General features: G+C 56.2%; 20 protein-coding genes and 1 pseudogene. 9 read left to right on the forward strand and 12 right to left on the reverse strand.

Annotation, left to right across the window (positions count from 1 at the left end; translation table 11 throughout):
* Positions 1-166: 166 nt before the first annotated feature.
* Positions 167-1342: a porin gene (locus U5A52_RS30605; RefSeq protein ID WP_321937500.1), complete on the forward strand. Its 1176-nt coding sequence runs from the start codon at positions 167-169 to the stop codon at positions 1340-1342.
* Between the two features lie 262 nt (positions 1343-1604).
* On the forward strand, positions 1605-2339 hold the full coding sequence (locus U5A52_RS30610; protein ID WP_321937502.1) for a hypothetical protein: 735 nt from the start codon (positions 1605-1607) through the stop codon (positions 2337-2339).
* A gap of 160 nt (positions 2340-2499) precedes the next feature.
* On the opposite strand, the gene U5A52_RS30615 is transcribed toward U5A52_RS30610, so the two are convergent.
* Together U5A52_RS30615 and U5A52_RS30620 are read right to left on the reverse strand one after the other, a co-directional pair.
* On the reverse strand, positions 2500-4593 hold the full coding sequence (locus U5A52_RS30615) for a C39 family peptidase (RefSeq protein WP_321937505.1): 2094 nt from the start codon (positions 4591-4593) through the stop codon (positions 2500-2502).
* Positions 4594-4654: 61 nt separating this feature from the next.
* A complete protein-coding gene (locus U5A52_RS30620; protein WP_321937507.1) occupies positions 4655-4819 on the reverse strand; it encodes a hypothetical protein in 165 nt (54 codons plus the stop codon).
* A 1136-nt stretch (positions 4820-5955) separates the two neighbouring features.
* Between U5A52_RS30620 and U5A52_RS30625 the strand changes: the two genes are divergently transcribed.
* The 3 genes and pseudogenes from U5A52_RS30625 to U5A52_RS30635 form a co-directional block, all read left to right on the forward strand.
* Positions 5956-6282, forward strand: coding sequence for a hypothetical protein (locus U5A52_RS30625; protein ID WP_321937508.1), 327 nt, complete (start codon positions 5956-5958; stop codon positions 6280-6282).
* Positions 6283-6740: 458 nt separating this feature from the next.
* Positions 6741-7142, forward strand: coding sequence for a hypothetical protein (locus U5A52_RS30630; protein WP_321937510.1), 402 nt, complete (start codon positions 6741-6743; stop codon positions 7140-7142).
* A 74-nt stretch (positions 7143-7216) separates the two neighbouring features.
* Positions 7217-7717 (forward strand): annotated as a pseudogene (locus U5A52_RS30635) (transposase); the annotation flags it as partial.
* A 253-nt stretch (positions 7718-7970) separates the two neighbouring features.
* On the opposite strand, the gene U5A52_RS30640 reads toward U5A52_RS30635, so the two are convergent.
* From U5A52_RS30640 to U5A52_RS30675, 8 genes are all read right to left on the reverse strand, one after another.
* Positions 7971-8258, reverse strand: a complete 288-nt coding sequence (locus tag U5A52_RS30640) for a DUF4148 domain-containing protein (protein ID WP_321937512.1) — start codon at positions 8256-8258, stop codon at positions 7971-7973.
* 185 nt (positions 8259-8443) lie between these two features.
* A complete protein-coding gene (locus tag U5A52_RS30645; protein WP_321937513.1) occupies positions 8444-8725 on the reverse strand; it encodes a DUF4148 domain-containing protein in 282 nt (93 codons plus the stop codon).
* Positions 8726-10049: 1324 nt separating this feature from the next.
* Positions 10050-11558 carry an efflux transporter outer membrane subunit gene (locus U5A52_RS30650; RefSeq protein WP_321937515.1) on the reverse strand — a complete coding sequence of 503 codons (1509 nt, stop codon included), beginning with the start codon at positions 11556-11558 and terminating at the stop codon, positions 10050-10052.
* On the reverse strand, positions 11555-12823 hold the full coding sequence (locus U5A52_RS30655) for an efflux RND transporter periplasmic adaptor subunit (RefSeq protein WP_321937516.1): 1269 nt from the start codon (positions 12821-12823) through the stop codon (positions 11555-11557). The genes U5A52_RS30650 and U5A52_RS30655 overlap by 4 nt, the downstream gene beginning before the upstream one ends.
* Entirely contained in the window at positions 12823-15981 is a 3159-nt protein-coding gene (locus tag U5A52_RS30660) for an efflux RND transporter permease subunit (RefSeq protein ID WP_321937518.1), read from the reverse strand. The genes U5A52_RS30655 and U5A52_RS30660 overlap by 1 nt, the downstream gene beginning before the upstream one ends.
* Before the next feature lie 219 nt (positions 15982-16200).
* Positions 16201-16878, reverse strand: coding sequence for a response regulator transcription factor (locus U5A52_RS30665; RefSeq protein ID WP_321937520.1), 678 nt, complete (start codon positions 16876-16878; stop codon positions 16201-16203).
* A 38-nt stretch (positions 16879-16916) separates the two neighbouring features.
* A complete protein-coding gene (locus U5A52_RS30670) occupies positions 16917-17846 on the reverse strand; it encodes a LysR family transcriptional regulator (protein WP_321937522.1) in 930 nt (309 codons plus the stop codon).
* Positions 17847-17873: 27 nt separating this feature from the next.
* Entirely contained in the window at positions 17874-18254 is a 381-nt protein-coding gene (locus tag U5A52_RS30675; RefSeq protein WP_321937523.1) for a hypothetical protein, read from the reverse strand.
* A 566-nt stretch (positions 18255-18820) separates the two neighbouring features.
* Between U5A52_RS30675 and U5A52_RS30680 the strand changes: the two genes are divergently transcribed.
* Positions 18821-20254 (forward strand): HAMP domain-containing sensor histidine kinase, encoded by a 1434-nt coding sequence (locus U5A52_RS30680; RefSeq protein ID WP_321937524.1) that lies wholly within the window; start codon positions 18821-18823, stop codon positions 20252-20254.
* A gap of 845 nt (positions 20255-21099) precedes the next feature.
* Here the strand turns inward: U5A52_RS30680 and U5A52_RS30685 are convergent.
* On the reverse strand, positions 21100-21813 hold the full coding sequence (locus tag U5A52_RS30685; RefSeq protein ID WP_321937525.1) for a hypothetical protein: 714 nt from the start codon (positions 21811-21813) through the stop codon (positions 21100-21102).
* 255 nt (positions 21814-22068) lie between these two features.
* Positions 22069-22206, reverse strand: a complete 138-nt coding sequence (locus U5A52_RS30690) for a DUF3563 family protein (RefSeq protein WP_321937526.1) — start codon at positions 22204-22206, stop codon at positions 22069-22071.
* A gap of 208 nt (positions 22207-22414) precedes the next feature.
* Here U5A52_RS30690 and U5A52_RS30695 point away from each other — a divergent pair, with 208 nt between their 5' ends.
* From U5A52_RS30695 to U5A52_RS30705, 3 genes are all read left to right on the forward strand, one after another.
* Positions 22415-23302: a LysR family transcriptional regulator gene (locus U5A52_RS30695; protein ID WP_321937528.1), complete on the forward strand. Its 888-nt coding sequence runs from the start codon at positions 22415-22417 to the stop codon at positions 23300-23302.
* A gap of 144 nt (positions 23303-23446) precedes the next feature.
* Entirely contained in the window at positions 23447-23938 is a 492-nt protein-coding gene (locus U5A52_RS30700) for an NAD(P)H-dependent oxidoreductase (RefSeq protein WP_321937530.1), read from the forward strand.
* Positions 23939-24612: 674 nt separating this feature from the next.
* Entirely contained in the window at positions 24613-25197 is a 585-nt protein-coding gene (locus U5A52_RS30705) for a hypothetical protein (protein ID WP_321937532.1), read from the forward strand.
* Positions 25198-25799: the final 602 nt, after the last annotated feature.

Here is a 25799-nt window from a genome sequence, read left to right on the forward strand (position 1 = left end):
GCCGTCCAGGGAGTCACCAGCCGCATCGCATTTCGATCTGCTCTTGCGCAGATATCTATTGCGTGTGTTTTTCAGGAATCTTCGGGAGAGTGCTTCTAAGGAACAAACAGTTAGTAATCCTATTCATAATTCAAATCAAACAACAGACGGACATGGAGATATATCAATGAAGAAGACTTTTCTCGCACTCGCAGTCCTGGGCGCATTCACCGGCGCTGCGCACGCCCAAAGCAGCGTTACGCTGTACGGGATCATCGACGAAGGTTTCAACTTCAACACCAACTCGGGCGGTCACAGACTGTACAATCTTTCGAGCGGCGTTGTGCAAGGAAGTCGCTTTGGGCTCCGAGGTACGGAAGATCTGGGCGGCGGAATGAAAACGGTCTTTGTTCTTGAGAACGCATTCGACGTGAATAGCGGTAAGCTCGGCACGGGTGGGCTGATGTTTGGCCGCCAGGCTTACGTCGGTCTGGGCAGCTCGCGCTTTGGTACCGTGACGCTGGGTCGCCAGTACGACTCCGTCGTTGACTATGTCGGGAAGTTTGGAGCGGGCGATCAGTGGGGCGGGTATATCGTCGCGCACCCAGGGGACCTCGACAATTTCAACAATCTCTACCGGACAAACAACACCGTCAAGTTCGCCAGCTCAGACTATGCAGGCTTGCGGTTTGGAGGAACCTACAGCTTTGGCGGTACCGCTGGCAACTTTACGCAAAACCAGATCTGGTCGTTGGGCGTCGGTTACGACAACGGCCCTCTTTCCCTTGGCGTAGGCTATTTGAATGCACGTACGCCGTCGAACGCGGGGGGGATGTTCGGCAATAACACAACGAGTTCTACGCCCGCGACTGTCACGACGCCTGTCTATTCAGGTTTCGTGAGTGCAAACACGTACCAGGTCATCGGAGCGGGAGGCAACTACACATTCGGCGCAGCGACTTTCGGGGCAACCTATTCGAACGTTAGTTTCCGTAATCTCGGCGCGAACGGCACAACGATCTACCAGCATGGGGCCGATGCGACCTTCAACACGTTCGACGTAAACTTTAAATATCAGTTTACCCCTGCCTTTCTTGGCGGCGCGGCATTCGACTATACCGACGGCAGCAGTGTCGCGCTGGCTAAGGGACCCAGTACGGAAGGAGCGAAGTACTTCCAGTATTCGTTGGGGTTGGATTATTTTCTCTCGAAACGTACAGATATCTACCTGATCGGTGTATTCCAGCACGCATCGGGTGAAGACTCAACCGGAAAGGCCGCGGTCGCTGCGATCAACAACATTACAGCATCGACGAGTAACAATCAGTTCACCACCCGGATCGGCATCCGTCACAAATTCTGATGTCGATTTAAACTACTCGAGGAAAGACTATTGGACGACGTCCACATCGCGTGGACGCCGTCTTTTTTATTTAATCTGTCGATTTGCCTTCACTTGTCCGACAGTCCTAATAGAATCGGCCACCTCCCTCGGATGCGGCGCCTAGCTTACATACATCACAGCCCTAAGTGAACGCTAAGCCTGCCCCTCTATCCTATCCATCACACACGCTGAACACGTCTATGTCTAGCTCCATCTTGAAAAAATAGGATCAGAAGATACTATGCAATTGAAGATTACTCCCATCGTTCACGCGCGATATTGGGCAGCCATTTGTGTTGCAAGCATGTGCGGTACCAACCTTGGCGACATCATCCCTCACTATCTTGGCTTACAGACTGCCGCGGGGCTGCTGCTCACCACAGTGTTATTTGCGCTCGTAATGCTGGCTGAACGGTTTTCGACTACCGGCAGCGAAATGTTTTATTGGGCGGCCATTCTGATCGTTCGTGCAGCAGCAACCGATATTGCCGATGGTTTAGTTGAGCACGCGCACCTTGGTTACCTGGCAGCCGGAGTCATATTGTTAGGTATCTTCATTTTCGCTGTGTGGCAAGCGAGGAACGGCATGCGTTCCACTGTCCCATCCATCAATGGCGTCTTCTGGTTCGCCATGCTCTCAGCTGGTGCGCTCGGAACGGTCGTCGGTGATGCAGGCGCACACATGTTCGGCCCCGTGATCGCGAGCGCGCCGATTTCTGTTGCGCTCGCAAGTATTGCCCTGGTGCTCGTCCTCGCTGCTCGAGCACGTAACATCTGGGCCAGCGCGACAAGTTACTGGATAGCGGTTGTGGTAGTGCGCTGGTGGGGTACGAACATGGGCGATATGAGTACTCACGTGCTGTCTCTGGCCGTGAGCGGTGGCGCAACACTGCTTGTACTACTGGCGACCCTGTTGCTATGGCGCAATCCGCGGGTGGATTTGCCCCTGCACGACCGGACACGCGGTAACGTCTAGTTAGATTGGAGAATATTCGCAGTTGGCGAAGCCAGGCAGCATTACGCCAAGTGACGATCGAGGATGGATATGGGATCGCTCACGGAGCTCCTTTCGATTGTTTTTCGGCCCCGGCGGACGCCCCAAGTTGCAAGCACAGATTTTTGGGCGCGTATAGGCGTTATGTCTGACCGCGTCTCGGGAGATCATTCTCCGTCCAAATTTCATCCCTAGAACGGTAGAAAATCGATCGAAATTTTTCGAGTGCATTTCCAAGATACATAGTCTGTTCACGGTAGTCACCGCTATATCGACCAGACTTCGAGTTGATGAGCCAGCCACTTTGGGTCCGCTTCAGCTCACCTGCGATACGTGCCGGCTTAAAGCCTGTGAGGCAGGGATGTCCCATCTGATCGATCTCTCGCCCGATCAGCAAACCGCCTTCGTGGGAAACGGCCCAAATCACATACTCGGTCTCCGCGCCTGCCCTGAGTCCGTCAAACACCTCTTGAAGGGTCTCGCTTGTAGACTCGTAGAACGTTCGCGCGGACGTATTTTTCTTGATCGTGCCATTCTCAAAAAATTCCGACTCCTTCAAGTACTTTGGAGCACGAAGCTCGCCGTACGTACTATCGAGGTGGTCGTTCAAGTGACGGTCTTTAGGGTTCAAGCACTTCAGAAATGAATACAGAAAGTCTTCGTTTTTTGGCTTGATTCGATCACGCCTCTTCGATGAAGCTGCATAGACCCGCATGGGGGCCAGCACGGGCTCGGAAGCGACCTGATTCTCGATCAGTACAGCAGACACCGCATTACCCTGAGGAATATCGGTTGCATCAATCAGGACCTGAAATGCCGGCTGATTTTGGAAATAGAAGCGCCCCACCCATTGGAAACGTGCATAGCTCCCAGTCAGAAAGGCAAGTTTTCTGCGTTCCCACTCCGCGATATCGGTGTCCGCAATCGGAATCGTTTCGCCATTGTTTCCGGTAAACGAGGTTGCGTGACCCATTCCGCGGACGTTTCGCTTGATCGTTGTAATTTCTTGGAGCGAGACACTAAATGTCAACGCACCGGCAAAATCGGTTTGAGCACTCTGGTCTACGCCAGTGCTGATCTCATTCAGTCGGACACTGAACTCTCGTGCAATCGAATCGCAGGTATTAAGTGCGAAGCGCAAGGGGAGGCGAACTTTATTATGTGTTGGAACGATAAGACTGCTCGGGAGAAAGACTTCGTGCTCTGCCAGCCACTGTCCATTGTCGTCCTTTTGACACAATGCGAGGCCCCATCTGCAGGACAATTCGGGCACTCCCGCTTCGCCGAAATCAGTGAACGTTGCGCGGACGAACGGGCCCAACCGGTCGTCGTGAAGGTAAATGGCCGCATTTCCGGCTGAGGAATAGCCCAGGATTGTGACCGCGTGACCCGCGAGCTTTTTCGGTCCAGTCTCTTCTACGGCGTAAACGTCAACGCCGAGGATCAGCGGTATCCCACTGTCGATATACGCGATTACGGCACGCAGGAAGTCGTCCTGCTTTGTAAACTCCAGTGTTTCACCGTGGTGCCGTAAACCTTGCACATCAAGTGCTCGCATGATCTGCTTATTCGACAACTCCTTGTTGGGAAAGCTGTTACTTGAGCCCTCTATGAAATTGATCGCATTCGTCGTGATTTCGCTGCACGATGGAATGTCTCGAATCTGTATCTGGTCAATCGCGTGGAGGGCGGACCATATCGATGTTGTCGCGCAAGCTGAAACGACTTTGTCCTGCTCCTGGAAAGCTATCGAGTCGACTTGAAGATCAATGCCAAAAAGATTGACCTCGTATTTCCTGACGAGCGAATGCTTCGTGGTCGTCTCGTTGATTCCGGGATAGTGCTTGAGGCAGGTCTTGCCAATAAAGGTCTGCGGCAGGGGCTTGATCACCATGAAGCCCAGGTAGGCATCCTGGAGGGGGCTCTTGTGGCCACTTTTCAATACTTCGTGTATCAACTCGTGATCAACTTCACACGAGAAGAAGTGCATCCGGGCACATTTGTGACCGGCGCTACTGAAGCGCTTGACATAAAAGCGGCTGTGATCTTCGAGGTAGTCTCTATCGACATACTCGAACTCCAGCAAGACCGATTTAGCCCCAAGGTCCTTCAAATAGCGATAGATATAGTCTATCTGGAGTTTTCGAAAGATATCCGGAAAATCCGATCCGAAGCATTCCTTTACCAGATTACTGATGGTCGACTTGCCAAAGCCACAAACCAGGAAAGGGATCATTCTTATCGAGGGCAAAAAAAATAGCAGCCCGAAGGGCTGCTATTTGACAATTAAAATGTTCTTACAGACTGTAAGTGCGCGCGAGGAATTCACTATTGACGGACTGCGAATTCGCACGATCTTCGTAGCATTTTTCTGCGTCCGACATGCGTTGCTCCATAGCATCGAGCTTCGCCTCGTCGACTTCGGTCGCCCTAGCAGCGGCGATAAGCTCAGTGATCGTCATCAGCCACCTCCTCGCGTATTTACTTTCCGTGAACCTGCGATTATGTCCTACCTTTTAGGTATCCGCAACCGCAATCTTCGTAAACTGCAGAGTTTGATAGAGCCTACCATTGGCAGGCGTAGTCGGTCACTATGCGTGGACTCGAATTTCATATCGTGGTAACGGCACATCGGGCAAAATCTTTAGAGTGCACCAGGAGAGCGCATTTTAACTCGCGGATGTCCCCGGCGCTCCAGCCAGTGTGGATCGGACTTCGCATGTTCTTCCCCGACTTTCGCTCGTTGTCTGTCAACGAGAGGTAGGCCAATATCACGCCCCGGAGCAGTGCGGTTCGCATTCGGCGGCGGCACAGAGTGGCGCGCTTTGGCGACCGACCTGTCCCTCGGAAGCTGAGGCTCGGCGGCGCTTCCCGCAGGGCCGTTCAGTGCCAGAATCGTGCACCCCGGACCTTCGCATGGCTCATCGCCTGAAACTGGTTGTTATTCGCGCCGCCCGCCGGCTGCGAGCCCGTGTCTGCCGTCCGTCGTGCTATTCGCCTACTGGCCCGATATGAGCCAGCTCAAGTTTGGGCCGGGCATGCCGCCTGGCCTCGCGTTCCTCGCCGCGAGGGCCCGTCTCAGCCTATCCCGGCGGTGTGTGGCCTTATGCGCTGCCGGTTAGACGCAGCTACGCGTGGTGGGGCTGCCTTTTGGCAAAGTGCGCACGCTGACATCGACCCAGAAACCCCTTGGCTCCGTTGTCTTTGCCCGCGTTGGTAGCTTGAAGGGCTCCGCGATCAGGTGCGAAATTTCACGAGGAGCGTCCAGGCTCCACGGGCGACTACGTCCAAAGTACCCAACTTTGAGGCGAGCGTAAAAGTGTGCGCTCGACTACTTGTTCTAAAACTTTTGTGTTTTTCCGCTTGTACGTGCTGGGGGAATTCGAGTAGGGTTATTGCAAGGCCCAGATGTTTCTTAACGGTACTTGGATGCAATTGGCTGGCTGTTTAGACAACTTAGAGGCAAGATGCCCAAAGTTGCCAACGAAGGGTCGACCATTAGGTGCTCGGCTGGCAGGATATATTTTTGCACCAGCTTGCTTTTAAGGCACAACACCACATACGTTCCAACGCGGCAAGGCCGCACTGGGAGCAGGTGATGAGCAGATCGAAAGGCAGAGGCCGTAAGGCCGGTGGCATCGAACGACGGCTAAAGCGAAAGATAAACGAGCGCTGGAAGGCGAAGAAGGCGGCCGAACAGGTCAAAAAGGTGGTGCGTTACGTGGCTGACAAGGCGGCTGGGACGGTCATCACTAGGGTCGCCGGTGTGACAATTGCGGCCATTCTTGCCCACGGCCATATGGCTCCTGCGCCGTGGAATGTACATCCACCGGCGCATACCTCTCCAACACCAAAGAAGTCCGTCGAGCGCCTTTCCCCTCTGATTGATGATGCGCGAAGGAAGAGAGAGGCCTCCCCAGAATGAGCGCGAAGGGTCTACGAGGTTTCCCGGGCGACGTACAGCCATGTGCGTCGCCACACACAGCCTTTAACCACCGCCTGAAGTCGCCATCTCATAGAACGTCATTTAACATGAAGATAATTTGCAATTTAGTACGATCGTTCTTTTGTGCTCGCGCTACTTTGCTCAGCGAATCGCACTCACTGTGGTCGAGGAGTTCGTGTCCCGCGCCGTCCGTACGCTAGCGCCCATCGATTCGCCAAGTTCAGTAGCGCAGAGGGATCAGCCAACCTATGCTCGAACTCTTGACTCCACCCAGGTGACATCACGAGGACGAAAGCTCGTCGCGTCATGATTGGACTTCTCTGGATCTTTGCAATCCGGACAACCGTCGCGTATCAGCGCGGGATACTGAAACACCCGGTGCCTGGAGTGATATCAAGCTGAAGACCTGATTGTTGAATCTTCCTGCGGAGATTGTGATGACAGCGCCCGAAGGGATTTTTACAAGCAATGGTGGCTCGGTAGATCTCAATAATTTTCAACTTACGCTTGCGGCCAAATTTACCTTACCCCCTCTGCCAACTGACGTGCCGCTTCCGTGGGTGATCATTGGAAAGGCCGTAATCGAGAACTTCGACGGCGATCCGCAGAATGCAACGGCGCAGCTTTTGCTAGACGATGTTGTGATCGACTCGGATGAGATCCGACTTGCGGGCTGCGGCGACGGCCCCGCTGTCGGTCAGTGCGTGTCTCTTCAAGCGGCATTCAGGCAGACCTTGAAACAGGCAGCGCTCGTCGAAATGAAATGCTCGACGTACATAGGAAGGGTGATTGATACGAAATTGGCGGCTATTAGCCTCAGCACCCTACACACAGTGTAAGTTGGGCAAGCCCACCATCGAGCGGGCTTTTTGCATTTTGCGGTACGACAATGAAGAGAATGTGTGGCTAGGCGGTGCGAAAAGCCCCGGCAGCGGACCTACCGGTGAATTCCGCCGAACTGCCTAGGCAGTTCGGTAACGGCCCGATGACGGCCGAAACCATCAATGCCGCGACGTTGGCCATCAAGAAGCCCTTGGTCGAGCGAGTGCTGGGTGCCGAGATGAACCACCACCTGGGCTATCCACCCGGCGCTGCCAAGCCTGCCACAGTCACCAACCAGCGCAACGGGACGGGCGCCAAAACGGTTCCGACCGAGGGCGGCCCGAACCGCATTGAGGTACCTCGCGACCGCAACGGCAGCTTCGAACCGCCACCGATTCCTAAGCACGAACGACGCTTCACAGGCTTCGACGACAAGATCGTGGCCATGTATGCGTCGGCCATGACCGTACGCGAGACAAAGGCGTTTTTGCAGGAGCAGTACGACACCGTGGTGTCGCCCGAGTTCATCAGCTCAGTGACCGACGAGGTGATGAGTGAAGTCACCGCTTGGCAGGCCCAGCGGTGTGGGCCGAACCCTTCGCCCACGGGTGGGGCCGCTTCACTCGCGGCGTGAGGGGTTTCACGGCAGCCGCCGCGGGATGTGTGGGAGCCGCCGCGGCCAGCTATCGATCACGTCGTTACCGAGCGGGCCATCAGCATTGAGATCGGCAATTCAAGGAGCTACAACGAGAAGGGCGGCTTGAGCAGCAGCAGGAGCGTACCGCATGATCGGTCATACACACGTCGGTACTGCTGCCCTGCCGCTGAAGCTTCTCGTTCTCGCATCACGTGGACGGAGCGTCGTGCATGCAGTCTCTGTTGTATGCAGCCTGAAGCTTTGCTTCAGCCTTATTGAGCAGATGCGGGTAGTTATTGTCGGACAGGCCGGGCTGGTAGCCAACCGATTCGAGCTCCTTGAGTTCGGTATTGATTTGGCTGCGGGTCAGGCTATGCGTGGTCTTGACAAAGGGGTAGGACGTGCATTCCTGGGCGGAGAGCGTTGTGCCTGCGAACGCTGGGGCAGTGACCGCCACGCCGCATAGAAGGATTGCCAATTTCGTGATCTTGTTCATATTCGTACTCCGAAATATATTGCTTGGATTCTGATTTCAAGGCTGATATGAAACACCTGCCGCTTTCGATGCCGCGTGTGTGGGCCTTATGAAACCGTGAGTTTTACCGCTATGCAAGAGTTCCGCCGCCTGTCGCAGAGAGTGAAGGCGCGGCGATGCAACAGTTGCATGCGCGTTGCGAGCCTTTACGAATGAGCGTACACGGTCGAGTTCAGATAGGCGAGTTGGCCGTCCTGCTCGGCGTGCACGAGGTCGTGATACACCTGAGAGCGGGTGGCCTGCGGCACCGCGGTGCCGTAAGGGGGGATCCAGTGGCCGGCCTGCGCAGCATTTCCGCCGAGCTTCACCTGGGTGATGACAGGAGGATGTGCGGCATAGTTCGGGGACGAAGCGGGGGGCTGCGCAAAGGCAGAGGTGGCGGTTGCTAGGCCAGCAAGAGCAGCAGCTGCGATCATCATTGCTTTCATGATACGTGTCCTTGGGAGTTGGGTTTCTAGGAAGCGGTTCGTCATGTATTGGCTAACCGTTGTGAACAGGATATTCCCAATGCACTATCAGAAAAGAAGCAGCACTATGAAGAAATTTTAATTTCGTTTAGAACTGACGCTCGGACGGCAGTGCTCAATTCCGGCGTTGTGGATACCATATTTGAGTCCCTTATTGTGCGTTACGCGTCAGCAGGCTGCTGAGCGTTCGATGGAATTGCGGACTGCTATCGAATTGTGCGTGCGGAACGGCCACCTAGCATCCGACGCAGTGTAGATCGAGCAGGAATTTGATAAATCTCATGTTCACAAGATTGTGCACATAGGCATCGAGTAAAGCAGCGGTCGCATGACGGCCGCGAGGTGCGTCCCGGAGCAGGCCGGCACCGCATAGGCGCCTGCAAGCAGAAGATAGGCGCACGTCAATGTTATGTGCGGAGCCCACGCGTTTTCTCTCGCGAGTCCATTCGTCTTTCCGAACGCGCAGATCGTTGGTCAGTTCAGTGCAACCCGCAATGTACCCGCTCCGGTGAGCTCTGTGATCGCCGTGCGTGTCAGGGCAGCATTCACCGCGGCGGTGGTGGTGTGTCTGATCAAGGCAATGCGGTCTGGCACCGTAGCAGACTCACGAGAGTCGATTGATGGATCGCGGTCAGCAATATCACCGGGGTGAGGGTGTTGTCCAGCGGGTGCGCTGGTCGTCTCAAAGTGATTTTTTACAGTGTGTTTGTGTCTGCGTTGATTTCGGTCAGCCGAAGGTAGATCCAGACGAATGAGTTCCTGAAACCAGCAACCATTGGGGACATCGTTCGCAGTTTAAATGTAGTCCTACGCAAATTTCTGGGAGTCGGGAATGCCGGAAACTTCAGCGGCGCATAGACGTAGCACAGCATGAGCAGACGAATCGCTGGATGAGGAGTCCAGTAAGCAACAACCAGTGCCCGATCCGTCTTCGGAAAATAATGCACGACATGATCATAAAATACAATAAATTTTAGCTGTTGCGGCCCTTTTGGATCGCAGGCTGGCAGGCGCAGGAGAAAAAGGCGGCTCTGGCGGGGCTCCGGTCGCCAGAGCCGCAAACGAGGCAGTGAGCCTCGGCGGGGAACAAAAGAGCGGTCTGGATCAGGTGGACGACCGCCTGACAGAATCCATCCGTGATATGGAGACAGGGCGTCTTCAGGGGAGGGAATAGCGCTGCTGGAATCTTTGCAAAATTATTCGCGTGCGGCACCGCGTAGACAGCAAACAGAGTGGGTTTGCCGAGCCCCTTCGCCCTCACCCCGGCGATGCTTTCCCACCGGGTTTATTGCTGCTTCGCTTCCCCAGACAACTTGCCTATGCCAATAGGTGAAAAGGGAACCGCTTGGCCAGCGGTGGGCATGTCAGCGGCTGTCCATCCTCCACCTAATGCACCGACAAGCCTCACCGCAGTCTGCAGCCGTCGCGTCTCCACCTGCACTGCGGACAGTTCGGCGTCCAGTGCACTCTTTTGTGCAACGGTGACATTCAGGTAATTGTCGAGCCCACTCGTATAGAGTTGCATCGCGGTCGTCTGAACTTTGAGCGCGGCGGTGACAGCATCTTTGCGCTGGATCGACTCCGTACCGAGCTTACTGGTGGACGAAAGTTGATCCTCGACCTCCCGAAATGCCTGCAGTACCGTCGCACGGTAAGTGTCTGTGGCTTGTCTTAGGGCGGACCAGCTTTGCTGTTCTTCCGATCGTCTAAGGCCACCCTCGAAGAGCGGTAGAACGGCAGAGGAGCCGACTGACCACGCACTTTCGGGGAGCGCTGCAAGTGCGAGACCGTCATCCACAAAACCGAAAGCAGCGCCTAATCGAATATTCGGGTAAAAGGCGGCGCGAGCTACGCCGACTGCTGCGTTTGCTGCCGCGACCTCACGTTCGGCCGCGGCGATGTCAGGACGCCTCTGAAGCAGTGTTGAAGGTACGCCTGCCGGGACGGTCGGTACCGACAGATTTGACAACTGTTCAGCAGGTATCTCGAAAGAGGACGGGTTGTTCCCAGTCAATACGGCGATCGCATTCACGAGTACCGCGCGCTTTGCCTGCGCGTCGGTATCCGCCGCCTGGGCGCTTGCAAGCTGGTCCTTCGCGCGTTCGAGGTCGAGACCCGCCGCGATCTTGCTTTCATAGCGCAGTTTGGTGACCTTTACTGCGTCTCCGTAGTAGTCGAGCGTACGTTGATAGAGCGCGTGCTGCGTATCGAGCCCGCGCAACTCGATGTAGTCTTCGGCAAGCTCGAGCTCAAGCCCCAGTCTGGCAGATGCCACCAAGGCAGCACTCGCCTGCGCATTGGCCTTCGCGTATTGGGTTCTGTTCCGGATTTCTCCCCAGAGGTCGGGCTCCCAGGATGCGGCGGCGCCATAGCCAAGCGACGACTCTTCAGCAGACAGTGATGACGGATTATGGAAGAGCGCGTGTTTCGATTCGCCGTTTAATGAGCCAAAAGCCTGTGCACTCAGTTGCGGGAACAGCTGGGACCGTGCCTCGCCGACGACAGCGCGGGCCTGCGTGTATGTTTCCTGCTCAGCGAGAAGGCTAGGATTCATGGCGTCCAGCTGCTTTTCCAGTCCGCTTAGCTCGGCGTCGTTAAAAATGGTCCACCACGGCCCCTGCGAAAGCTGAGCCGTTGGGTTCGCCCGCTCAAACGGAGCCTGCACGGTTTTATAGGCTGCCGGAATGACAACATGAGGCGGCTTGTATGTTGGCGCGAGGCTGCACGCTGCCAGCGGTATGGCCGCTCCAATCAGCAACCCAGCGCGGAGCAAAAGTTTTTTGAGAAGACTCATGATTTCTGGTCGCTTTGGGTGTTCTCGAAATTTCCTGCCGCGGGGAGCACCGCACGCGAGATGCTTGCCACGCTGGTTTTTGGAGCGGTACCGGGGGCGCCGGCGACGACCTCTACTTTCTGGCCCTCCAGAATGCCCGCGGACGGGCTGACGATCACGCGGTCGGTCGCATTCAACCCTGACTTGACTTGAACCGTCTGTCCAAGATTCAGCCCAAGTTTGACGTTCTGAAGATGTACGCGACCATCGGCGCGGACAACAGCCACCTGCATGCCCTCTTCGCGGAATAGCAGGGCCTGCTCGGGGATCACGACGACGTTCCTATCCGTTGGAACATTGAAGTGGACCGTCGCGTACGTACCTGGCCAAAGCTCATGGTCGGCATTGTCGGCTACGAGCTCCGTAACCACTGTGCGCGTGCGAGGGTCGAATGCATTGGCTGACGTCAGCAACTTTGCTGAGAACTGCCGCCCCGGATATTGGGGCACTGTGAAGGTCGCTGTCAGGCCCGGTTTCAGCATATCCGAATAGTCCTGCGGTACGGAAACGAAGATACGCATGGCATGAACGTCTGCGACGGAAAACAGTTCGTCCGCAGCACCATGCGAACTCACATCGCCGCCAGTCGCGTTGACGTAATTGCCAACATCGGTGTCACGAGCGGTGACGATGCCATCAAACGGCGCGACGATGCTCTTGAACTGCTCGAACGCTTTGTATCGTGCGACCTCGTCTTTGGCAGCTTCGACGCGTGCCTTCTTTTCCTCTGCGCTCGCGACCTTGATGTCGACGTCCTCCTGAGCCACTGCCTCTGTCCCCTCGAGAGATTTCCATCTCTTGGCGGTGACCTCGGCCAGCTTGCTGCTCGTCTCTGCAACCGCGAGATTTGCAGTTGCCGTCTGGTATTGTTGGTCGACTGCGGGGGCGTCGATCGTCGCCAGAAGCGTCCCAGCTTTGACGAACGTGCCGTAGTCGACATACCACTTCTTCACATAGCCGGAGACCTGCGCGTAAATCGGCGCGGTGTACCACGCCTTGATGTCTCCCGGTAGCGACACAGCATGTGTCGACGGGCCTTGTGACGGCGTGACAATCTGCACCTTCGGGACGGCCTCATCTTCCGCGACAGTCTGAAGGCTGGACACGTTTTCATGGCGTTCGACAACGCCATATACGACCAGACCGGCCAACACGATAGCCGCAACAAGCGCCAGCAACTTGGGCCGCGAACTCGTCTGCGTGGTTATTTCTTCACGAACATTCATCAGATGGACTCCAAGGTATCTTCTTTTTTGCGATGCATGATCGCGAAAACGCAGGGGACAAACAGCAGCGTGGCGAACGTAGCCACAAGGAGGCCGCCGATCACGGCGCGGCCAAGCGGTGCGTTTTGCGAGTTACTGAGAGACATGGGCAGCATGCCGATAATCATTGCGAGCGCCGTCATCAGCACCGGACGGATGCGGGCATAACCAGCTTCGATGGCAGCGCGTACCGCGTCTCCATGTTCAGCGAGCTTTTCACGTGCAAACGAGACGACAAGAATCGAGTTCGCGGTGGCCGTCCCCATGCACATGATGGCGCCGGTAAGCGCGGGGACCGATAGGTCCGTATGTGTGAGAAACAGGCTCCAGACAATGCCAGCCAGCGCGCCGGGAAGCGCCGTAATGATGATGAACGGGTCGAGCCATGACTGGAAATTCACAACGATCACGAGGTACACGAGGGCCACCGACACCACCAGCCCCCCGATCAGTTGTGCGTAGGCGGAGTGCATCGTCGTAGCTTGCCCGCGAATATGGATGCTCGCTCCATGGGGCGCTTGACTTTGCATTTCGGCTACGACTTTGGCAACTGCATTCGAAACGGCCCCGAGATCTCGACGCTGGTTAGACACGTAGATGTCGACGACTGGCAGGATGTTGTAGTGCGACACCAGCAAAGGAGAGCCGGTCTGAGAAATAGTGCCGAGGGCGCCGAGAATCTGAGTCTTCTGACCGGCAAGCGCGCCGCCTCCCGCGTCAATCGGGACGGTCTCAAGATCGTTTAGCGAACTGAGCTGGTTCTGGGGTGTTTGCATGTTGACAATGTGCGACACACCATTTGCCGTGTCGAGCCAGTAGGTCGGTGAGGTCTGTCCGCTACCCGAAAGCGTCGTGAGTGCATTATTCGCGATGTTTTCTTCGGTCAGGTTCATTCCGGATGCAAAAGATCGATCCGCCTTGAATTCAAGGGTGGGTTCATTGAATGCCTGCTGGATGTGGACATCGGCGGCACCGGGTATCTGTCGGATGCGCGCGGCGACCTGCTGCGCGAAAGCGAGATTTTTTGCTTGGCCGCGCCCGGAGATCTGGATGTCGATCGGGGCAGGCAAGCCGAAATTCAGAACCTTGGACGTGATGTCTCCGGGGAGGAACGAAAATTCCGTGCCGGGGAACAGCTTCGGCAACTCCTCGCGTAGCTTGAACCGATAGTCATCTACCGGCGACGCGTCGTTCTTCAGCCCAATGGTAATGTCGCAATCCTGAGGTCCGATCGTGCCATCTGCGTTGTATGCCTGATTGATGCCACTAACAGGCAGGCCGCAGTTATCAACGAGGTTGGTCACCTGACCAGGAATGAGCTTCCGGATCTGCTGGTTCACCAGCACTGCAGTCTTGCTCGCTTCCTCCAGACGCGTGCCGATCGGCGCCCGCATGTGCATGTCGATTTCGCCCGACTTGATGCTCGGAAAGAAGTCTTGCCCCAGAAAGGCGATGAGGCCCATCGAGGCGACGGTGCACACCATGAAGACGGTGACGAATTGCTTTCGATTGTCTACTGCACGGGACAGGACGTCGCTGTAGCTTTGGCGAAATGCAGCAAACCGCTTTTCGAATCCGCGTTGAAAGCGCTTGAAGAATCCCGGGTTTTCGTCAGGAGCTCCATGGTGCCCATGAACATGACCACGCAACAGCCACGCTGCCATCGTCGGTACGAGAGTCCGAGAAAGAATGAATGACGCGATCATCGCGTATACAATTGCTTCCGCGAGCGGTCGGAACAGATATCCGGAAATGCCGTCGAGCTGGAAGAGTGGCAGCCAGACGATACAAATGCAAAGGGTCGCTACGAGAGTCGGGATAACAATCTGATTGGCTGCTGCGATGATGCCGGGTTCGAGCTCTGCCCCAGATTCCAGGTGGGCATCGATGTTCTCGATCATCACTGTGGCATCGTCCACAAGGATGCCGACCGCCAATGCTAGACCACCTAGTGTCATCACATTGATCGATTGCCCCGTCAGGTGCAGCATGATGGTGGAGCACAAGATCGCCAGCGGGATGCTTGTCGCGACGATGATGGTCGATCGCCAGTTGCCCAGGAACAGAAGGACGGTAAGGCCTGTGAGGATAGCTGCCGTCGCCATTTCCTGAATCACGTCTCGAACTGAATCTTTAACGAAGCCGGAAGCATCGCTGAGCGGTGTAATCGAGACGCCAGCAGGAAGAGTGCGGATGATGCCAGGCAGCGCCTTTTTGATGCCAGAAACGACGCTTAGCGTCGAGGCATCACCGCTCTTAAGCACTTCGATCAGCACTGATTGCTTACCCTTCACAAGCACTGCGTTGATCTGCGGCTGCGGCCCTCGATAGACATGTGCGACGTCGCGAAGATACACAGTGGCACTATTCACCGTCTTGATCGGCATATTGTTAAACGTCGACACTTCCGCCGGCGTCGAATTAGTCTGCACCATGAAATCGAGAGCACCGATTTTCTGGTCGCCCGCAGGCAAAACGACGTTCTGTCGCTTTAGCGCTGCGGCGACGTCGGCCGCTGATATTCCATGAGAAAGCAGCTTGGTCTGGTCCAGATCAATTTCTACGTTGAGCGTCGTTCCGCCGAAAGGCGTAGGGATAGACGCGCCGGGGATTGAGACGAGGGCTGGCCGAATCAAGTTTGACGCCATGTCATACACCTGAGCCGACGTCATGTTCTTCGACGAGACTTGGAGCATCAGAACGGGGACGGACGACGCATCGTAGGAGAGGATCAACGGAGGGGTGATGCCAGCAGGCATCTGCTTCAGAACCGTCTGGGAGACAGACGCAACTTGTGCCTGAGCAGCTGCAATGTTGGTGCCCGGCTGGAAAAAGATCTTGACGACGCCACGACCGTATTCCGATTGGCTCTCGATATGCTCGATGTTCGAAACAGTAGTGGTGAGCGTGCGCTCATAGTAGTAAACGACACGACCGGACATATCCTTCGGCGAAAGACCGGTGTATGTCCAGACTACGGCAACAACGGGGATCTTGATTGACGGGAAGATATCCGTTGGCGTCTTTAGAATCGAAACCACACCTGTCAGAACGATGAGTATGCTCATCACGACGAAGGTTAGTGGCCGACGAAGGGCAACCTCAACTATGGCATTCATTGGTCTGTTCTGGCGATATGAGTTCGCATGTCGGTAAGAGATGAAGCACTTCAGCGACCTGTCACGTTGAAATGCCTCTCGGTTCAGGCGGGCGACCTGTTGTAAGGTGACGATACTGCAAGTCCTCGCCAGGTCGCGCAGAGGGCGCCTGCGAAGATGCAGTGCACTGCGACTTCAAGAGAAATCACAAAGATGCAATGCGATTGACGGAGCGTTCGGCTACTCCTGCAGGATGTAGCCAACGCCTCGCACAGTTCTGATTTGCGGCAGTTCACCCGGAATTTCGATGGCATTTCTCAGGCGTCCAATGTGTACGTCCACAAGGTTGGTTCCGGGGTCGAATGCGCTACCCCAGACGCCTTCCAATATCGCTGTGCGGGTCACTACCCGGCCTGCGTTGCGCATCATGAATTCGAGCAGACGCCGTTCGGTTGGTCGTAGGCGCACGACCTTTTTGTCGCAGGAAAGCCGTTGATTGAGAAGGTCAAACGAAAGAGGGCCGACTTTCAGAACATGAGACGCCTGCGCGGCGATATGTCTGCGTCGCATGACCACCTCAAGCCTCGCAACCATTTCGTCATTCGAGAATGGTCGAGCCAGATAGTCATCACATCCGGAGCGCAGACCTTCGATTCTTTCTTCGACCGTCGTGGTTGCACTGATCATCACGACGGGCGTTTCAATGCCAATGCCGCGCAGTGTCGTGAGAACTTTTACACCGTCTAAATCAGGGAGCCAGCGATCGACAGCAATAGCGTCGTACTCGGCCGCCATGACTTTGGCGATACCTTCACGCCCGGAGGTCGCGACGTCTACGGTGAGACCTTTCGAGGTTAGTGCCGCGGTGAAGCTGCGTTCCTCCAATGTATCGGCCTCAATGGCAAGAATTCTTGGCATGGGTTCTTGGGAACAGTGTTGGAGCATACTGACGTCCTTCAGGCGGCCCCAGCGATCAGCGGGCTGGATTGCAAATGGCAGCTATTTCTGTAGCGCTCGACGACGAAGTCGATGAAGCTCCTGACTTTCACGGACAAATATTTTCGACCAGAATAGACAAGGCGGAGCTCAGCGCCGGGGTAGTTAAACGAGCAGCCTTCCAGGACTCGAACCAACTTTCCGCACGCAATGTCTGCGGCAACCGTAGGTTCCGGTAGCAGCGCGATACCCATGCCTTGGATCGCCGCCGCCCGGACGACGGAATAGTGCGAGGCTGACAACGGTCCTCGAAAGTTGACGCGATACGAGGTCCCAGCCATCTCAATCTCAAGCGTTTTCGGATGATCAGCAGTGGCAAGGAGCTGCAGTTCGGGCAAGTCATCCGGCGATGCGGGGTCGCGATTGCGACGGAGCCAGCTTGGCGCCGCTACCAGGCTTTGCTGCACGGACATGAGAGGCCTGCTGATCAGGTTTGCGCTAATTTGATGGCGGTCTGTTGTAAAACTGACGTCAAAGCCGCCCTCGATCAAGTCAATTGTCGTGTCATAGGTGACGATTTCGAATTCGACGCGCGGATTTTCCAGGCGATACTCGCCAAGCGCAGAAGTCAGCTCCGTGTTGGCGAAAGCTGCAGGAGCCGCGATGCGCAGGTGCCCGCCCGGATCCCGGGTTGCACGGAATAGTTCCGAGTCGAGTTCGTCAAGCTTTTCAATGACCGTCCTGCAGCCATCGAGATAAATCTTCCCTGCTTCCGTGAGCGAGTTGCTACGCGTTGAACGGTTCAGGAGGCGCATATTCAGATGTGCTTCCAGCATATTGATGCTGCGTGTTACGGCTGATGCCGATATGCCTAGCCGCTTTCCCGCAAGGGAGAAGCTGCCGACGTCTACGACGCGTGTGAAAACTCGCATTGCCTGGAGCTGGTCCATCGTCACTACCTCTCGATTCGCCTGGGCTCAATTGAGCGCGAGGTGGGGCTGCATCGTGTTGTGTTCGCGGATGTGCGTGTAGAGCGCATCCGCGAGCTTTTGCAGGCTATCAACTGGCAACGCGAAGCATGCCCACCCAAGGCCGCTGTGACGCAAAAACAGGGCAGCGCCGTCAAAGAGCGGAGTGCGCTCGGTGTACCACGATGGGTTCATTTCCATCACGTACTGATGTGCTCGCGAGGGCGCGTTCGGTACACCAGGACGCATACCTGACCGCAACCGACTGAGTTCTTCGATGAGCTCGTCGAGCTCTTCAGCATCAAAGAGAGCGGCGTTTCCGTCCATCTCAAAGCACACTGATGGTGCGCCGTATTCGTTGATCATGCGAACGGCCATTGCCTTTTTCATGCATCACCTCATCACTCGTAACAGGCATGAATTCTCGATCAGAGTGGCACGTATATGGCTGAAATTATTGAATTTTTTGAGTTAAATTTAATTTAATAGGACTGCGAACTATTATGATGATAATGAGGAAATTTGAACCAATTTTATAACTGGCCTCAAATAACCAATGGCTGGAAGTTTATGAGCGTTCGGAGAACCTCGTCATCCGCACATTGTTCATCAACCGGCTGCGAAGACTTCAATCAGATGCTCAGGATGGCCGCAGCCAGAGCGCATTGCCGAGATAGGGGGCAATCGACGAATGCATTCTACGCATATAAAATGCAATTTGCAACCAGCCGATGCTCTCGAATAGCGATGAAACGGGGTGCGATAGCAAATATGAATCATATCGACGTAAGATTTATGAAGGGGAAATGTAGGCGCCGCTTTGTTTCGGGGCGGCAGGCAGGCGTCTTCGATCGCGGCATCGACTGCCTATCTCAGGAGCAGTCGTAAAATTCAGCGGAGCTCGGCTACGACTCCAGCGTGGTATGCGCCTGGTTTCGGAATGGAAAAAGTCACAGATGAATGTTTATATCAAGGACGAAGGCGCTTCATCAGCGGCAGCGAGCGAAGGCGGAGGCGGTCCTGTTTTGCCTGCGCGCCGTCAGTGGCAGTCTTCAAGCTCCCGATTTATCGCAGCTTATGCAACCCTGTTTTCAGTTGCGGTGATGCTCCTGCTCGCATTTATAGGTGTGTCAACGACCCAGACGATGGAGCGCAGTACGGATCTCATCATCGAATGGCAACTAAACTATTTCGATGCTTTCCCGCCAGGTGAGATTGAAGGGGTGATAAGTGACCGGCTCGCTCATGAGCATCAACACACAGCGTTTTATGGCCTGTTCGATAGGAATGGCAAAGCTGTCGCTGGCGACGTCGGTGGGTTACCGAAAATTTTGCCGAGTGATCGCACGGGCGCAACCTTCGAGCACACGCTTTCGATCGACGCTCGACAGACCTCGCCCGTAGTCCGGGCCATGGTCCTCCGGCGTCCCGACGGTCAGATTCTGCTAGTTGCCCATGATTTGACTCATATCCTGAGCATTCAGCGACGTACGAATAACGCCTTGATTGTTGTTGGTGGCATTTGTCTTCTGGCCGGCGCTCTTTTTGCCTGGCTTCTGCATCGTCGTCAGCGTGTAAGGATTCGCGAAATTCAGATGGTCACACGAAAGATCGCAGAAGGCGATCTCTCGGAACGCCTTCCGGTCAAGGGAAGGGACGAGCTCGATATGCTTGCGGATCTGGTGAACCATATGTTGGGTGAAGTCGAGCGGCTGATGGGAGAGGTAAAAGGTGCCTGCGATGGTATCGCGCATGATCTTCGCACTCCACTTGGGCACGTCCGCGCGAAGCTCTCACACATTGCCGATAGGGCTGCACGTTACGGTGACGTGGATCTCGACCAACGAATTCTTGATGTTCGGCGCGAGACTGATCACCTGTTGGATCGGTTCCGGGCGATGATGCGGATCTCGGAGATCGGCACGTTAAGTCGCCGTGGTGGCTTTGAAGATGTCGCTCTCGGGGAACTGCTTGATGACATAGAGGAATTGTTTGAGCCTCTGGCTGAGAGCTGCTCTCTAACCTTGTCTATTCGTTCCGGCGCGCATGATGTCGTGCACGGAGATAGGGCTTTGTTGTTTGAGGCACTAAGCAATCTTGTCGATAACGCGATCAAGTTTACGCCCGCGGGTGGGAAGGTCGAGATTTCCTTGGCAAGCGGCGCGGATGGCCCCCGGTTAGAGGTCTCAGATACGGGTGTTGGTATTCCACGTGGCGAGCGCAGCGCTGTTCTTCAACGGTTTTTCCGGTCCGAGCACACGCAACATGTTCCTGGGTCGGGCTTGGGGCTCAGCATTGTCGCTGCGGTCGTGAATCTTCATGGGTATTCCCTGCGTATTGAGGATGCACAACCGGGTACGCGAATTTCGATCGAGTGCTGGTCCCACTGAATACAAGGCCGTTGTGAGGCGTGGGGCTGGCGTGGTTCAGTGAAGGCGTGTTTGAACAAGCAGAGTAACCGTGTATGCGAAATTATAGATCGGACTGCTACATAATATAACGTAAGTTTACGTATCCAATTTATGGCGCCATATCGCGGTACGTGCCGGGGCATACTAAAGAAATTAACAAGATTCCTGCTGCTCAGGCAGGCAGACGTGCGGTTTTGCGCCGAGACATGGATCAATCCAGCTGAATGCTCGCACTGACAGTGCGTGTGCTAAGGCGCACGGAAGCTGGCTGCCAATGCGCTAATTGCGAGTTGCAGTTAGCAGGCGAGGAAGCTGTTGTACGCGAAATCGAGGCTGATGTAGGCCCACTTAGAGGCTGAGCGGCGCGCGCGCCACGGCAACCGGCGAGCCCCTTTTTGATGCACGGCGCGTCCCGCGCAGGTTGATCCCTGTATCGGCGGCAAGCCCAACTGGGCTATTCCAGCGTTGCTCAATCGCTGCAAGCACAACTTTGTTCAAGCGAGCTCCGCTGCGCGTGGGCTTCTGTTCGCGCCAATATTTTACATAATTTTAATGATCGAACTTTAAATAAGGATTGCGAATATTTTTCGTGTTTAGCTTCCTGGACCGTGCCAATGAACATGGCATCCACGCGGCGCACATTTTCGTCACATCAGGACGTCTGTGATCCGCCGCGGAGGGAGAGGCGTTGCTCGCGCGACGCCTTCAGGTTGACTACCAGCCGAAGCAGGAACTCGGCGGAAAAGCGTGTGTGGCTTTGCGCGAACGAAACCGGTAGAGGCACGATCTGAAGGCCGCCGTCAACACTGGCCGTGACGTCGATATCAGCTAACGGGGAGCCAGCGACCAGATTCCGGGCAGACGGCGGCGGGTGAACCGTTGAACCAGACCTGCTCTTTCTCGAGATGCTGCGACGTCGAGGGGGCGATATCGAAGATGACCTTTAGCGCGCTTCCAATATCGGCGTCTTCGATGGGAAGTTCCCACGTCAGGAAAATCTGGTCGAAGTCCTGGTCCGGGGCGAATTCGGCCGCAGAAAAACTGTCGCTGCCGCGCTGAATGACGCCGTGGGGCTGAGCCGGATCGAAAATCACGGCTGTTCCCCGCTCAAGTGGAATGCGTTGGCCCGTAAAGGGAAAGTGCAAGTCCAGACCCTTGTCTTCACTCAGGAAGAGATTGCAGAAAGCGGTACCGCCGTATTGTTCGCCATCGTGGTGATACCTCGCGCCACGACAGGCCATCAGCGCCATGTCGCTGTCGGCAAGCACCGCGGGCAGTCCCAGGGCGCCCGTCCAGGCGGACACGGCCTGGACGCAGCGCCTGTAGTCCGGCCAGCGCATTTGCGTGCGTGCCAGATGCATCGCCTCGACATCCCCTGGCTCCAGCGCGAGCCGCACGGTCGTGTCTCGTTGCCAATCCGCAAGCACGGCCGCAGAAGGCGCCGGCAGATCGAGCGTTCCGGATAAAACGATGTCACTTACGCGTCGACTGCGGATGGCGTCGCCGCTCCAGAAAAAGGAGGTCAGGATATTTCGCATTCGATGCTGTCGAAGGGAACTCGTCGAGGCATTGTAACGATTGATCCTGGTCATCCGGGCAGAGAGCGGGCCGACATCGGACCGCGGGCCGGCGCGTCAGCCCATCGCCAGGCGTAGTCCGGTGAAATCGTGCTCCGCTACCTTCGCAGTCAGCGCCCGAGGATCGCTCTCAAGGCGCGTGTGGTGGCATCGAGGCGAATATCAACGTGTGAGCGCGCCAGCCAACCAAAAGATTTCGCGCAAGCCTGACATCAGTTAGCAGCCGCTTTCCAGCGAGCGCATCCGGTGTTCGAGCTCGGCAATGTCCCGAGCGCCTGCAAGGTACTCGTCATTGCGGCTTTGTTCAGCGCGCTCGAACCAGCGGCTAACCCGTGTAAGGAGGAAGGCAAACATAATAATCTCCAGAAAGTTGTTCACCAGTGACGCTGGTCGAACTCGACACTACGCATGTGCGTTGCGGCCGTTCTATTGCGCTGTTCGACGATTCAATCTTAGGCGGCCAGTATGCTTACGTATACTTATCGTTTTTGACGTAATACATTAGCAATTCTGTTGAATCAATCTGTTCTTTCAGGAGGTACCTGCCTTGGAGCTCGGTCGAATGCGGGCACTCCTGGAGCTGGCGCGGTGTGGCACGATTGCCGCTGCCGCCGAGGCCCTGTTCCTTACGCCCTCAGCGGTTTCACAGCAGATCGCACAACTTGAAGATGAGGCGGGCGTCACGCTCACGGAGCGCATCGGCCGCAGGGTCAGGCTTACGCCCGCGGGCCACGCACTGGTGGGCTACGCCGAGCGGCTGATGGTTGTGCTGGACGAAGCTCGCTCGGAAATGGCCGAGCTTCGGCGTGAGATCGCCGGCGAGCTGCGCGTTGCCGCGTTTCAGTCGATCGCCTCGGTTGTCCTACCTGACACGGTCAAGACGCTGCAGCACGCGTATCCGCGTCTGGCGATCGCAATCGAAGAACTGGAGGCAATTGATGGGGTCGCGGCACTGCGGTCCTGGAGAACGGACATCGCCTTGATTGACGATCTCTCAATCGTGGCGGGCGAGAATCGGGAAAACATCGCGATTGTGCCGCTGGCCGAGGATGTCTGGTACGTGACACTGTCGACTGACCATCCGCTGAGCAAAAAGCCGTCGCTCAGCCTGGCCGACCTCAAGGACGAAACCTGGGCGATCGAATCGACCGGTGGACCCTTGGGCAGCTTCGTAGCCGACTTGTGCCGCCGCGCCGGGTACGAGCCTCGGACCAACGCCATATGCCGTGGATCGGAGATGATCGAAGCGATGGTGGCCTCCGGCTGCTCTGTGTCAGTCGTCCCTGGACTCAGGAGGCTACGCTTACCTCCGGGCGTCGCATGGGTAAAGCTGAGGCCGGAGCTTCGCCGAAAAATCTACGTCGCTTATCGCCGCGGCGAACGCAACCATCCAATGGTCAAAGTGTTCGTCGCGGAAATCGTGCAAACGGCCGCTAAACTCCTCAGTTAGCAAGCGCGCGGTCGGAGTTCAGCCAATTTATCGCATTATATTGATGTTTCCGAACATTAATTTGATGCTTCGGCCAGCAAGTCATCGAGCGAAGAGAGCTTGGACTCGGGCCGCCCTCATCAGGAACCTACGGGACAAAGACGCATGAAGACGCTGCTGATCGTCTATCACACGATGACGGGGGGCACACGGCAAATGGCCGAGGCAGCGGCCGCCGCTGCGCGCGGGCAATCGGGAGTCACGGTCAGACTCCAGCTTGCGGACGAAACGCAGCCGGACGATGTGCTCGCCGCCGATGGCTATCTCTTCGCGACGCCGGAGAATCTCGCGGCCATGTCCGGGCTGATGAAGGACTTCTTCGACCGCAGCTACTACGCGGCGCTCGACCGTGTAAACGGTCGACCTTATGCGGTCATGATCTGTGCGGGCAGTGACGGGCAGAACGCGCTGCGCCAGATCGATCGCATTGCAACGGGCTGGCGGTTGAAGGCGGTGGCAGAGGGCGTCATTGTATGCACGCATGCGCAGACGCCCGAGCGCATCCTCGCGCCCAAGACCATTGGCGCTGACGATCTTGCACGTTGCGCCGAGCTTGGCGCGGGGCTTGCGGCGGGGATTGCCATGGGGATTTTTTAAATCACGCGTGCGCTGTCCGCGTATTTCTCGTGCCGCTCGATTCGCCGGATTGCAAGTCCTAACTTGAATTTCACTCTCCAGAGCGTGTACAGCGTAACGCCTATGGCGAAGTCTGCGAGCGCGCTGTAGCGGTTGTTTTGCCCCGCGGGGTAATCTCATTGTAGTTGATAAAGCAACTACAGTATCGAGACCTCTCCGAATCGCGTGCAAGTCATCTGAGAACGACTAGGCCACCGTCGTCGCGGTGTTCGATCAGCACTGAATAGACCGCGAGCGCGTGGCGAACCGTTGCGGGCATGCTCCCTCTGCGCGAGTCAAAAGTCGAGTCGGCCGCCGTTTGAGATCACGAGGCGGCGCGGGATTGGCAGGAGGGCGCTTGTGCGGATACCTGCAAGCAAGCGCCGATCGGCGGTGCCAACCACCCCAAAGCGCTCTGCCGCCGCAATCCTACTGTCCGTGCAGGAGCGTTCCGAAGGTGCCCTGGTAGTACGACGACGCGGCCAACGAGGTCAAGACCGGCCAACACGGCGAGATATACATCTGTGGTCCGCAACATCCTTCTGGTCCCCAATGCTCACGTCGCCTATGCTAACTCAGTAACCCTCTGTGAAAAATTTGATGCGGGCCGGCGGCACGTGCCACTCTCCTCGGTCCCATTCAACTAAGGAAATCGCATGGGACGCATGACATATGATGCATGGGAGGTATTTCATATCCGCAGGAACGACCAGTCGGAGGATGCGATGTCCGCGGCCGTAGCGGTCGCGCTTCCAGGCGGACACATGCAGTTCTTTCACGTTGAAACATTCAATCTGAAGAGCGGAATTCACGTTGAACAAGCGCTCATGACCGCGCTGAACACGCAATACGGAACGCTGCAGGCACTCCCTACGCGATGCACGATCATCTTTGTGGCACGATGGAGTCCTTGCCGAGAGTGCATCCAAGGGACCATCCCCAAGTTCCTAAGCCTTACGAACATCGTTGACAAAAGCATCCGGGTAAAGTTTCGTTTCGAGAAATACTATGCCCATGGCATCTTTCCTAGAGCGGAGAGGGTGAGATCTGAGCATCTTTGGCGCACTGAGGGCGAGGCGATCGCAGCATACGACGCTCTGGCCAACCAATACGACTATCACAACTTCAAAGTAACAGACGCTGTGCCAGGCGGTTTCGCGGTCAATCTCAAGCGGCGGCTCGTATTTGCACCAGCCCAAGTCACCAAAACAAGCCAGATGGATACCTGGATTCTTACGTAGCTGAAACACACCACCGAAAGTCGCCGCTGGCCGAGTGGCGAGTCTCAGCAGTCGGGCGATCGGCAAGACAGCTAGTGGGCTACGATCGTCGCTTGATCCAAACGGGCCGAGCCGCCGGAGGCGAGGAGTGGGCGTGGAGGTACACCAATGGACACGCGGCGGTCGGAGACGACGCCGGACCCAAAGCAAGGTCGCCGCCGAAAGACGACTGGCCCTGGCTTACCGCGCGACGGCTTCGGGGCCTAATTTGGCTGTCCTGTCTCCTGACGTTGGCTGTTGCCGGTAGGGTTCCCGTTCGAGAATTCCTTGACCATGAGGTGGGGAAAAGCCATGGATGCCGCCCGTCGGCGCCGTCAGCAATGTGATTCGACACAGCGAGATTTTGCCGTTCCCGTCGTTTCGGAAGTCTCTCCTGCCACTTCGCACGTTCGGGCCGTTCATTCGCATCTACCAGTGCTCGTTGGGCGGGGCGACATTTAAGAGGCCAGTACCACGGTTTGCCCAAAGAGTCCCTTGCCTTGATGTCGACGGCAACAAGTTCGCCGCGAGGGATCTTGGCGACGTTAGCCCGGGCCCATTTTCGTTGAACGCACAACCCACTT

Origin of the sequence: Paraburkholderia sp. J8-2 (genome assembly GCF_905220195.1) — a bacterium.
GTDB lineage: Bacteria > Pseudomonadota > Gammaproteobacteria > Burkholderiales > Burkholderiaceae > Paraburkholderia.

Coding starts and splice junctions, on each gene's coding strand:
- U5A52_RS30615 (WP_321937505.1), bottom strand. CDS start 4,593: ATGATCCCTTTCCTGGTTTGTGGCTTTGGCAAGTCGACCATCAGTAAT.
- U5A52_RS30690 (WP_321937526.1), bottom strand. CDS start 22,206: ATGTTTGCCTTCCTCCTTACACGGGTTAGCCGCTGGTTCGAGCGCGCT.
- U5A52_RS30645 (WP_321937513.1), bottom strand. CDS start 8,725: ATGAAAGCAATGATGATCGCAGCTGCTGCTCTTGCTGGCCTAGCAACC.
- U5A52_RS30705 (WP_321937532.1), top strand. CDS start 24,613: ATGGGACGCATGACATATGATGCATGGGAGGTATTTCATATCCGCAGG.
- U5A52_RS30630 (WP_321937510.1), top strand. CDS start 6,741: ATGACAGCGCCCGAAGGGATTTTTACAAGCAATGGTGGCTCGGTAGAT.
- U5A52_RS30660 (WP_321937518.1), bottom strand. CDS start 15,981: ATGAATGCCATAGTTGAGGTTGCCCTTCGTCGGCCACTAACCTTCGTC.
- U5A52_RS30605 (WP_321937500.1), top strand. CDS start 167: ATGAAGAAGACTTTTCTCGCACTCGCAGTCCTGGGCGCATTCACCGGC.
- U5A52_RS30620 (WP_321937507.1), bottom strand. CDS start 4,819: ATGACGATCACTGAGCTTATCGCCGCTGCTAGGGCGACCGAAGTCGAC.
- U5A52_RS30610 (WP_321937502.1), top strand. CDS start 1,605: ATGCAATTGAAGATTACTCCCATCGTTCACGCGCGATATTGGGCAGCC.
- U5A52_RS30665 (WP_321937520.1), bottom strand. CDS start 16,878: ATGCCAAGAATTCTTGCCATTGAGGCCGATACATTGGAGGAACGCAGC.
- U5A52_RS30700 (WP_321937530.1), top strand. CDS start 23,447: ATGAAGACGCTGCTGATCGTCTATCACACGATGACGGGGGGCACACGG.
- U5A52_RS30670 (WP_321937522.1), bottom strand. CDS start 17,846: ATGGACCAGCTCCAGGCAATGCGAGTTTTCACACGCGTCGTAGACGTC.
- U5A52_RS30695 (WP_321937528.1), top strand. CDS start 22,415: ATGCGGGCACTCCTGGAGCTGGCGCGGTGTGGCACGATTGCCGCTGCC.
- U5A52_RS30625 (WP_321937508.1), top strand. CDS start 5,956: ATGAGCAGATCGAAAGGCAGAGGCCGTAAGGCCGGTGGCATCGAACGA.
- U5A52_RS30650 (WP_321937515.1), bottom strand. CDS start 11,558: ATGAGTCTTCTCAAAAAACTTTTGCTCCGCGCTGGGTTGCTGATTGGA.
- U5A52_RS30675 (WP_321937523.1), bottom strand. CDS start 18,254: ATGAAAAAGGCAATGGCCGTTCGCATGATCAACGAATACGGCGCACCA.
- U5A52_RS30680 (WP_321937524.1), top strand. CDS start 18,821: ATGAATGTTTATATCAAGGACGAAGGCGCTTCATCAGCGGCAGCGAGC.
- U5A52_RS30640 (WP_321937512.1), bottom strand. CDS start 8,258: ATGAACAAGATCACGAAATTGGCAATCCTTCTATGCGGCGTGGCGGTC.
- U5A52_RS30655 (WP_321937516.1), bottom strand. CDS start 12,823: ATGAATGTTCGTGAAGAAATAACCACGCAGACGAGTTCGCGGCCCAAG.
- U5A52_RS30685 (WP_321937525.1), bottom strand. CDS start 21,813: ATGCGAAATATCCTGACCTCCTTTTTCTGGAGCGGCGACGCCATCCGC.